Source organism: Jhaorihella thermophila (genome assembly GCF_900108275.1).
GTDB lineage: Bacteria > Pseudomonadota > Alphaproteobacteria > Rhodobacterales > Rhodobacteraceae > Jhaorihella > Jhaorihella thermophila.
Genome location: NZ_FNVD01000034.1, coordinates 1 through 11,213, shown reverse-complemented (window position 1 = coordinate 11,213; position 11,213 = coordinate 1). Strand labels below are relative to the sequence as shown.

The window sequence follows — 11,213 nt, the reverse complement described above, 5'->3', positions numbered from 1 at the left end:
CGGGTCGCGCGGCGAGATCAGCGGGGCGCATGTCTCCGAGGCGACGGCGCTGTGGCTCCAGACGATGATGCCGCTGACTGCGGGCGACACGGTCGAGCTGCAGGGCAAATTCCGCGCGGCGGATGGGTATTTCGCGGCGGATCATACGTCGTTCTGGGGGCGAAGGTGGGGTGAGGGAGGCGCACTCCACGAACGCCCGAGCTCGAATAACAGGCAATCCAGATTCATTGACAGACCTTTGAGCGCCAATTTAAGCTTAGCACAATGTAATTCTAAACTTGATCGATTGGATAGGAGGATGGCCCGAGCTTTAGTGGCCCGCAGTTTGATTTGTGCATTCGTGCTTTTGTCGTTTGGAAGCGTGGCCCATGGTAAGTCGGCGAGCGATCGACCTAGTCTACAGGGAAGCTCTCTCGAAAGCGGCCCGGTTCTGGCCCAGGTCAGCGAATACTCGCGCGATCAGATCCGTCAGCTACAGCGCTGGCTGAGTGATCTTGGGTATGATGCCGGTGAACCTGACGGTGTCATCGGAGGCCGAACCACACGCGCAGTCCGGGCCTTCGAGGCTGACCGGGGGCGTGCGCCGCTGGGGATCATCACCGATGAGATCTTTGACTTGGTGGCCGATGATTGGATGGCGCATACCGGTACGCTGGCGCGCCAGTCCGGCAACTCGGGGATCAGGGGGCCCGAAACCGGTGGCGCAAGCAGCCATGTAGCGAATGAAAACGCGGCACCAACCCATGTCGCCGCCCACCTGACCGGCTGTGCCGGGTTGATCGAGGCTGCGCGCTTTGCGGCCCCCGCGTCGGTCGTCGAATATCACCCGGAGGACTACGAGACCTCGCTTGAAAACGATCTGGCCACTGAAGAAGGGCATTATTTCACCGGCGCGGACGAGGATATCCTGCTGGCGAGCGATCGGAGGATCGAGGTTGCGGCCGGCGACGGAAACGACCGCCTTTTCGTCTTTTCCAATCCGACGGGGTCGGCTTTCATTGGCGAAGGGGGCGGCGACGAAGTTCACGTTTGCGCCCTTACCGGGCCGTTCCTCATTCTGAGCACCAATGACGGGCAAGCCACGGGGGACAGCGATCCAGATACCATCGTCATACATGCCGGCGCATTTGCCATGGCCGAAAGTATGCGGCCGACCCGGCTGTTTTTCTTTGGCGAACCAAAGGACATCGACGGCGCGGAAATCGCCATCTCGGGTTATGACGCCCGAACCGATCGGACGGTGTTGCGCATGGTGGAACCGGCGCAGCCCCAGGTCGTCTCAAGCATAGGAGGCATCACGACCATCGATGTCGGCCCCCTGCGCCTGCAGTATCAGAGCGTGGACCTAAATGCGCCGAACCCGTTGGCGTCGATTGCGGTCGAGCGCGTGTCGCCGGAGGAACTTGCAGCCGACATGGGCCTCGCCGAACGCATTGCCGACGGGGCTGTCATGTTTGACATGGCCACCGCCGGGCCGGATGCTGGAAATCGGGCTGCGCAGCGACACGGCCATGCTGCCTCGCCCGTTGACGGCGGACGCGCGCCGCCGGATCCGGCGAGTGCCAGTGCGAACGGAACCTGCGACACGCTAACCGCCTGGGATCGTCTGGACCGACCGGTCATCGACCCGACACCCGAAGCACATGACTCGCGCAAAACGATCTGGCGGGACGGAAATGACCTGATCCTGCATCGTGGCACCGGTGAGGCGCATTGGTTAAGTGCTTTCGGGGGCGACGATCAAATCTGGCTCTTTGATGTGTCTCCCGACACCGGCGTGTATGCAGGTGTCGGCGCCGATTTGATCGTGATCTGCTCGATGGCCGACACTTTTCTAAACATTTGGGCGGGAACTACAGCGTGGTTCGATCATGCGCCGGATACCATTGTGATCGATCCCGCCGTTCTCAAAGACGTGCCGGCCGGGTTTCAGCGCCACATAAATGTGTGGAAATTTCATACCGCAACGGACCGGCTGGTGCTGCCGCCTTCCCCCGGCATGAGAGTCGAGGTCTCGACGAACGGGCCTGACAGCGTCGTCAACTATGGGCCGCTTCGCATCCGGCTCGGCCACGAATTCGTCCCGGATCGGCGTCTCGTGCGCGCGGCAATTCAGATCGGAACCTTGCCCGCCAGACCGTTTCTCGACGACATGGCCAGGCGCAAACGCGACCCGAGGCCAGCGGCCGCTTTGCCGCTCAGCCGGGCCGGCTGGTCGGCGGCGCGCACTGTGGGCGGAGGTCCGGCCCATGGCCCGGCACCGATGCATTCCTGCGACCGGGTTCCCGCGCCGCAGGCGGCCACGCAGCCCATCGGCCCACCTGATTTCGACGACCATTGGGGCCTGAGCGTTACCTTCGGCGACGGGGACGATGTGATCGTCTTGCGCGCCATCGACGCAGATCCGACCCACGGCGTTCTTTCCGAGACCGGGGTCATGGCGGGCGCCGGTGACGACCTGGTGTTCGTTGAAACGGCCGAACTCAGTTTACACGCCGGTTCAGGTGCCGACACGATCGTGATTTGCGCCATGGACGGGCTCGAAGCGGCTTTCGTCGCAGCCAAAGACGGTGCCCCGGATACGCTGATCGTCGATTCCGGGGTCTTTCTGACGCCGCTAGGCGATCGCCTGCTGCGCTCAATCGCTGTCGAGGGCTTCGTCGAGCCGCATGACAGGGTCGTTCTACGGGTGCCCGAGGGGTTCTCGTATGAGTGGCTGGGTTTCGGATTTGACATCGGCGTGTCGGGATTTGTCACGCGAGTTTCGTTCAGCCCTGCGGTTGCGGATGGACCCAGCGGCGGTGGACTGGACCTGAACAAGGTCATTGTCTGGCCTGTTGCATCGGAGCCGTGAACGCGCGGCAGAGATCTGGGGGGGAAGAAATGCTGAAACGAAACCTATTGTCCCTGCCGCCGGCCACGCTCTTCGCCTGTCTGGCTCTGCCGGCATTCGCTTCGTGGTCCTATTCGCCGGGCGGCGGCCCCGCCGGGTCGGCATCCGTGCGCGGCAGCGATGGATCGGTTCTGACGGTGGATTGCGGCAATAGCGGCGAAGTCGGTGTCGTGGTGAAACCGGATATCAGGCCGACGTCGATGCGCCGCGGAGCCGAAGGCTATCTTGGATTTGTCATTGATGGCCGTGAGAACCAACGGATCAACGTGCTTGTGCGATGCGAGGCCAACCAGTGCAGTTCGGGGGGCAGGCCCGGGGTGCTGCCGCTCGTCCAGGCTCTGCGGGCAGGGTCTTCGGTGCAGATCTGGTGGGAGGACTGGGATCTGGCCACCTATTCGCTTGCTGGTTCGTCCCGCGCGATAGGCCGGATCCAGGCGGCGGGCTGTCCGGGGTTCTGAGCGGGCGTCGTATTTATGATGGAGGCAGCGGGGTCAACGGGTGGGGCCGTCGGCGTTCGACCGGCTGAACAAGGGGGGGAACCAGAATGCTGCGCAAGATGTTGTTGGCGATTTCCGCGATATGCGCCTGGACCGGGGTGGCAGTGGCGGAGCCGGTGGAGATCTGGCTCGGACTTTCCGGCTGCGACCGAACGCGGATGCCGTTCAGACTGACGGTCATGGAAGACGGCGCCATTCGCCTTTCCGGGGAGTTTACCGCCCGGACGCTGGCGGGCACGTTCACCACGGATGCGGTTGCCTTGGCTCACGCAGCCTGGCTCTCTGACCGCGCCCCGCCGGGCGAGACGCAATTCGGCCTGGTCGGCAACGTGGATCGCGATGCAGGTTTGATGGTCGGCACGGTCGAAGGGCTGGAGCACTGCCCGGCCTTCGTTGCCAAACGGATCGAATTGCCGCCCCCAGCACAGGCCCCGGCGCTGCTGGCCAAGGTCGCGCCGGTCCGCAATGCCCGCGACACGCTGTCGATGGAGGATTGCGAAGCCTACTTTTCCTGGCTGGCCGACGGCAAATTCATCGCGCCGGCGGGCAAGGGGCCGCGGGTAAACACGGCGCTCGCGGACCAGGCGCGCATGCAGGCGGTGCTGGGAGCCGACATCTACCGCTGGCGGATCGAGAACCGGAACCAAATCAAGAAGCTCGCGGCCTGTCGGCAGAAGTTCAACCGCTCCGGCGATCCGCGGCACAAGGCCTTGCTGCAGGCCGCGCAACGCAACGGCGGCGTCGTCCCGGCCCCCTTGGCCCAAGATCCGAACGGCAGAGGCGGCGGACAGTGGATCTTTGCGTTCATGGCCGCCCATCCGGACATATTCGAAGAGCTTGAACATTTGCTGCGTCTCGCTGCCGCTGCCCCGGATTCCGTTCTTGCCCAGTCACCCAGCGCGCCCAAAGGCGGTGCCTCACCCGAGGCGGCCGAGCCCGCACCGACCGCGCGGGAATGGGTCGGCGTCCTGTCCTGCGGGCGCGGAGGGGACCGTTATCTCAGGGTCACGCAATCGGAAAAGGGCGTGGTCGTGACCACTGGGCCAGGGCTTTTCAACTTGGCTGCGCCGGCCAGCCTGCTCATGGCGGGCAGGGTGACCGAAGGACAATTCGATCTCGACCCGACGGCCTGGCTGGAGCGATCTAACTCGGTCCTTGGCCGGGCGAAACCGATTGCCCTCAGGGCGACCGGCGAAGCGGAATTGCGTCTCATTCACGGTAAGGTCGAGGGAGATGCGGATTGCGAGACTTTTCGCGCCTACTTGCAAACGCCGGCCGATCTGCCGATCTCGCCCGTTGGGATTCTCTTCCAGTCACGGGTCGACGATGCGGCCTGCACCGCGCTCGGCCGCTGGCTGGCCGCCGGAGAGGTGGACCGGATCGGCGGTTTCCGGTTCAACACGCTCATCCTCGACGAAAAGGCAATCGTCGAGGTCTTGGGCAAACCGTTGCACCTCTGGACCAATGACGATGTAAACACCTTCCGCCGCATGACATCGGAATGTCGCGGTCGGCTGACCCAGTCCGCGACCATCGAGGACAGCACCCTCGCGGGTGCGATCGAGGATTGGACGGTAAAACCCTTGTCGACACTTGTGTCACCGGGTCGACCGACCGACTGGATGCATCTGGACCTGATCCGCGTCATGGGGGACGAAGCCGACCGGCGAAGCCAGGACAGAATCGAATCCGCCAAGGCCCTGCCGGCAGTTTTCGAAAGCCTGTCCAGAATCGATGCATGGAACGCCGAAACCGAGCGAGGGACGGGCGAGCTTGCCTATCTGCGCCAATCCGCGCGACTGGATCATCTGGCGCAGATGGCCGAGATCCGCCGCATGCTGGCATCCCGCATCGCAGCAGACGAACTTGCCCGGCTTGCGGCCTATCCCGCGACACTGGAAGGTTTGCAGGACGCCGAGCGCATCAAGAACGAAACCGGTGCAAGACTTGAAGCCTACAATGCGCTCGTCGCGGCGCGGGAACTGGCGGCAGGGTTCGCCGACATGGCGGCCGAAAAGGGTCTGGTCGTGTGGCGCGACTTCCTGCGGATCAACACGCCTCGTGTGGTGGAACTTGCCGAGGCGGATTATCGCGCCTTCGGCGAAATTCGAGAGCTTGACCACACCGAAGACGCTTTGATGCGGTTCGCGCGCCCCCATTCCGCGCCGTCCACCGGAAACGCCTATCGCGCATATCGCGGGCACAGGGACAACGCAGTCGAGGCGATGGTGGCCGCATCGCTGTCAGGTTTGCTGGAATGGATCGAAGCGGTTCCTTTGACAAATGCGGGTCTGCAGGCTGCAGAAAACATGCTCGCGGAAACCTTTCCGGGCGGCGTGCGCTCTCCGGCCGCCCGCGCCTTGCAAGAAGCAATCGCCAAGAAAAGGTCGGGCTACAATCCCGCGGGCTATTTCCGGCCGGATTTCGTGTATGGCCTGATGCGCGGCCACTGGTCTGACATTGACTATCGGGGCCTCGAAAACCTGGCCTATTTCTCGACACTGCTTCACCAACTGCGTCGGGCCTGTCCACAGGAGGTTTCCGTCAATACCGGCTCGCTGACCGCCTACGTTCTGAGAGGGGCCAAGGACGCGATGGACCGGCTCAAGCGCGGCGAGGTGAAAAACCGCACCGAGGCGCAACGCGCCTTGCTCCTGCTGCTCAACCTGACGACCAACCAGCCGGGGTGCAAGGTGGACTTCTTCGGCAACCCGACCAACAACTGCACCACGCAAGAGGATTTCGCGGCAGCCACGCAACTCTTGATGACGTCCTTCCCGGCGCTCTCGGACGTGCGCAAGCTGCTCGCAGGCGGGTGCGGCGATCAGGCCGTCAGCGAGGTGGCTTCAGGCGCTTCCCGTTTCGTGGGGCTGCATCCGTTCAGTGGCGGGGTGTCGGCCAGCCCGATCCCGGCCATTGATGAGTTTCTGTGATGTTGAAGACGGGCTCACGCCAAGCGGGCCATCGTGAATTGGGAACGCCGAAGAACAGCGAGCTTTTCTACGCGGGCTCTCGGTTTCTCCAAGATCTGCCATAATAGGAATTTTCTTTTTTGGTTATGGGGGAAGCGATGCAGCCGATTGGGCCGATGCAGCGGATCTTGCAGATGGTTTGGAGCCTTGGATTGAGCGTTCCTTTCCACAAGTCACTCCTGTTTGTCTTGGCAATCGTTGTTTGGATCGTTGGCGGGCCGGCCTCTCTTGAAAGATCAAATATTGCGCATGCCCAGGACCTCGGCGGCCTCCTCCGAGATACATCCAGAATCCTAAACGAGCTTGGTCGCCAGCAGCGGATCGAAGAGCAGCGACGCCAACACGAAGAGGTTCACAGGCAGGATCAACGGCCGAGGAGCGACCGAACACGGGTTGCGCAGATCCAATCCAGGCTCACCCAACTCGGTTATGATCCCGGTCCGGTCGATGGTGTAATGGGGCAGCGCACGCGCCGTGCGATCTTGGCTTTTCAGCGCGACTACGGGCTGACCCAGAGCGGTTCGGCCGATGCGGCCACTGCAGCCGCCCTGCAACGAGCGTTGGGCTCTCATGGTATCCCGCAGACGCCCACCGGGGGGACGACCGGCAGGCAAGTGACGGCATCCGGTCCCAGCTTTGACTGCGCACGCGCCACCACCCCGGTCGAGAACGCGATCTGCGCCAACCCCGACTTGGCGGCATTGGATCAAGAGATTGCCCGTCTCTATGGCGAGGCGCGCGCCACCGCGACCGGTGTCGAAGCGGCCACGCTACGCGCGGGGCAGAGGAGCTGGTTGCGCCAACGTGACGCCTGCGGTTGGGACATTCCCTGCCTGACGGCCGCAATGGAAGCCCGTATCGCCACGCTCTTGGCGACAACCGGTCAGCGGCAGATTGCGTCTGCTGCCGGTGACGAGATAGACGCCGTGTCGCCTTCCCGGGGCGCAGACCCGGTGGTCGCGCCAGAACTCGGGGGGCTTCCTGGTATGGTCTTTGCCGATGGCATGCCAGTGATCGCACTGCCAAACTCCAGCAACTGGCGGGGCGGAATAGACGGGGCCTACACATCGGCCTTGGTCGAATTCTTCACCCGACTGGCCGTCGGCGATGCCGTCGCGTCGGGGCGGAGCGGTATCTTCTCCGAAAACCCCTTCATCGGTATTACCGAGCAGGAGCTTCGGCAGGCGTTCACCTTAGTCAAGGGCACGGTGCCACCGGAAATTGACGCCCAACTGCGCTCGCCGCATCAACGGCCGAAGCAGGTAGATTTCGGCGTCAGAGCCCGGATGATGATCGAGACCACGAACACGCTCAACGAATTCGAGCGCCGCCGCATCATGACCGTGTTCCGGGAACGAGCCCTTGCAAGGGCGAAGAGACAGGCTCTGGCCGGCCCGGTGGACGTGCTGCTGGTCTGCGCCCTCTTGGGCGGCTACGATTTCGAGGCCGGCGCGTTCGAGATGCGAACGCAGGATTTCAAGTATAACTGTCTCGATGCTTCGGTTTCATTGAGCCATTTCAGCGGCGCTTCGCGCCTCCGTGTCGATGCTGGCCGCGTGCCGGAGGCGGTGGTGATTTCCGCAACCGAGGCCGAGGCCGTACGGAACCAGTCCGGCAACAACAATCTCTACATTGCATTTCCTGCAAGGATCGAGGCGCGCGCACCCGAAAAGGCAGGTGCAGCGCCAATGTATCGTGGCACCCGGATCGGCCCGTACCGCGTGGTCTTGCAACGCGATCCGTCACAGGTCGTATACGTGCTCCCGGACAGCGATCTGCCGATGACCGATGACGAGCGCCTAGAAGCCGAAATGAGCGACTTTTCCCGACCGTGGACGCTGCGCCCATCTGACGAACAGCGGCGCATCGCTGCTTCCGCAGAGCGGATTGAGTTCGATCAACTGTCTTCTCTGGCGACGCGGCGGCAGACCGACCCGCTGCGCTTCACCTTCCGGATAGGTGCGCCGGACTGGCCAAACGCCACGACACTGGACGAACTGATGCGGCAAGGCGGCTACAAAATGTTCGGGGGCAGGTTCGTCGTTGAGTTGGCGAAACTCCTCGGCATGCCGACAGGTGCAGTCGGGGCGACGGGGCTGCACACGGTGGGTGAGCCGGTTCTGAGCGGTCTGATCGTCCTGTTACCACGGCCCGCTGGTCAATACGCGTTGCCAGCCGACCTGCCGCCGCGCATTCAGACTGCGCCCGAGATCCGCATGCTGGATTTCGCGGTCTCGGATGCCTTCATTGCGACGATCCAACCGGAAATGGGACTGCCCTTTGCGGGTGACATACTGTTCCTGAAGGCGACACCAGAACGCATCGTTGGTTTCGAAAGGGATTCAAGCCGCCAATACGGCCAAGGCAGGCAGCTCTGGGAAGCGAGCTTCCCGGCGCATCCTGTCGCCGAAGTCTTGGAAACCCCCGCGAGGATAGAACTTGCTCGGCCTTCCGATCTGATCCATGCGGCTGCGGCGAAGGCCGGACTTTCTACGGCCGAGATCCTCGGCCACGTATTCAGCCCGCGCTTTCTCGACGGCGACAGCTTCGGTCGGCAGGATGCGGCCGCGGCGCTCGCGGCAGAGGCGGAGGCCCGCGCCCGGCCCGGCGAGCGGTTGATCGTGACGACGCAGATCGAACTTCGGGAGTATGACATCGCGGCCGGCGGCTGGAACTGGTCCTGGCGCGGACTGAACTTCCCGTCCCGTCTCGATCCCGCCGAAGAGGCGATCCATATCAACCCTCTCTATCCGCTCACTCCTTCCGGTGACCGCATGGGCCAGCTTCCGATGACGCAGGAGGCGGCTCGGACGTTAAGCCAGAGCGAGACCCACCCCACCTATCTTGCCCGGGTCCACATCGAGATGGACCCCACCGAGTTGGAGCGTGGGAACGTGGTCGATAGGGTTTCGGGCGTCAATTTCCCCTACCGAGTGCACGAGATCGAGTTGCTGAAGCCGAACGCCAACCCGGTGATCGACAACCCCGATGCCCGTCTGGCCCGGATCGTGTTCGATGCGACCGCGCCGGAGCCGGAGTCCGCGCCAGAGTCCGGGGCCGACTTGGCCCATTCGGACGAGGTTTTGCGCATTCTCGGCATCGGGATCGGGGATTCGGTCGCCGACGCCGAGGCGGCGCTGCGCGGTCGGATGCCGTCTGGCCAAGTCTACTATCGGTCCCTTGCCGCTCAGCAGAAATTCGGGAGGATCCCCGACGGTGCGAACGAGATCACGCCCTATTTCCACGCGATGTTGTTCGTTGCCGAGGACGGGCGCGATATGGTGGCGCTGTATCGTGAACCGCCGCATATGGATGACCGGGTTTCGGCCATCACCCGCACCCGCCTGTTCGACGACGGGCAAGGCCCGCCAAAAGATGCCGTGATCGCCCAGCTAATGGAAACCTTCGGCGAGCCTTCAGAGCAGCCCAGCGGTGATTCCGGCCTGTTCATGTGGAACGAGGGCGGCAGCATGCGCGTTGAACAAGATGGGTACTGGGTCAACGATGCCGCGCAGGGGGCCTGCCTGAGATCGTTGCTTGCCGCCGGCCGGGTTCAGGAAAGCAACTTCAGAATGGAGCAGAAAACCCGCGCCAACGAGTGGACGCCGCCGGAATGGGCGGTCTGGGTCGACGAAGGCGGGCAGCAATGGCTGCCACCGACGGCAAACCCCCTGGATCCCGTGGCGCTGATCGGCGACAGGTATTCCGAGTGCCGGGGCACGCATCTGTTCGCCTGGCTCGAAAGCGACTCGATCGGACAACTTACAAAGCTCCGCTTTGCCCTCGTGAATCCGTCCTACACTGCTCGGCTCGTTGAGGAAAACCGAGCGAGGATGCTGAGCGAAGGCGGCGGCCGAACCGAAGGGGCTGCCAAGCTCGACCTGTAATCGCGCATTCGTGGTTTTCCGGCTGACTGTTTGGGCACATGGCGTCTGGGTGATGGTTTCAGCGCAGTCAGCGCCGAGGAGTGCCGTCAATGCGGATGACACGAGGTATCCAAGCCGGTTTCGGTGACTCGGTCCATGTCCAGAAGTTCCCGGTTTCGCTGTTTCAAGACTTTGCCCGAGATCACACGCGGGACGTTGATCACGCGGGACGTTGATGATGCATGCGCGTTTTCCGCCGGCACCGGCACCGGCACCTCCATGAGAGGTTGGTGAAGGCCAACAACAAACGCCATACCTTCGGCGCGCATGAACCACGTTGGCACGGTCAGAATAAGCGCTCAAGTTGGATCTCGATTGTGACGCCTCCTAACGAAATCCCGAATTGCCGGTCAGTGTGGCGAGGTCAAAGCTCTACGACACAGAGAACGTCCGCTCCCGGTCCCGTCCCCTCCGCCACCATCACCATTGCGAAAGATCGACCTCACCCGGCCAGCACCGGCATTTTCCCTGTTTTCAAAGGGGTTTGCGGGATGGGTGCGAACCTCTGAGACGCGACGCACCCCCGGTTTCGGTCTCTGAACCGCCCCCGGTCTCTGGTCGAGCGAACCTCGTGCAATTCGGTTCGGTGTGATTTTCACAAGCGTTTTCAATGGCCTGAGTTTCAACCCCGCCAAAACTTCGCCCCCTGTTTGCGATGCCTGCAAGCGGAACATGGCGCGAACAGACAGGAGGCGTAGTGGGTGGTAGGAAGAGTTTGTCGCTGGAAGCAACGAGTATGCGTTGCGCGTCACGCCGATCCTGCCAAAAATATGCCAAATTCGTCATGCAGTTATGACGAAATGCGTCTAGCGGAGCGTGTGGTGTCTGAATGAACTGCTGCGGTGGATGCCCCCACCCAGCGGCATCTCGTATGCCATGATGGTTTCATGAACCAAGTGGAGGGCGCACCGATGACGACGAAGAT

4 protein-coding genes are annotated in these 11,213 nt (G+C 62.8%); all 4 read left to right on the top strand.

Annotated elements, in window-relative coordinates; genetic code table 11:
• Positions 1 to 298 precede the first annotated feature (298 nt).
• The 4 genes from C4S70_RS17570 (at position 299) to C4S70_RS17555 (ending at position 10,249) form a co-directional block, all read left to right on the top strand.
• Positions 299 to 2,854, top strand: coding sequence for a peptidoglycan-binding protein (locus tag C4S70_RS17570; protein ID WP_235003883.1), 2,556 nt, complete (start codon positions 299 to 301; stop codon positions 2,852 to 2,854).
• Between the two features lie 29 nt (positions 2,855 to 2,883).
• Complete coding sequence (locus C4S70_RS17565; protein ID WP_104009397.1) at positions 2,884 to 3,351, top strand: hypothetical protein; 468 nt, start codon at positions 2,884 to 2,886, stop codon at positions 3,349 to 3,351.
• A gap of 86 nt (positions 3,352 to 3,437) precedes the next feature.
• Positions 3,438 to 6,323 carry a hypothetical protein gene (locus C4S70_RS17560; protein WP_104009396.1) on the top strand — a complete coding sequence of 962 codons (2,886 nt, stop codon included), beginning with the start codon at positions 3,438 to 3,440 and terminating at the stop codon, positions 6,321 to 6,323.
• A gap of 137 nt (positions 6,324 to 6,460) precedes the next feature.
• A complete protein-coding gene (locus C4S70_RS17555; protein ID WP_146064258.1) occupies positions 6,461 to 10,249 on the top strand; it encodes a peptidoglycan-binding protein in 3,789 nt (1,262 codons plus the stop codon).
• Positions 10,250 to 11,213 lie beyond the last annotated feature (964 nt).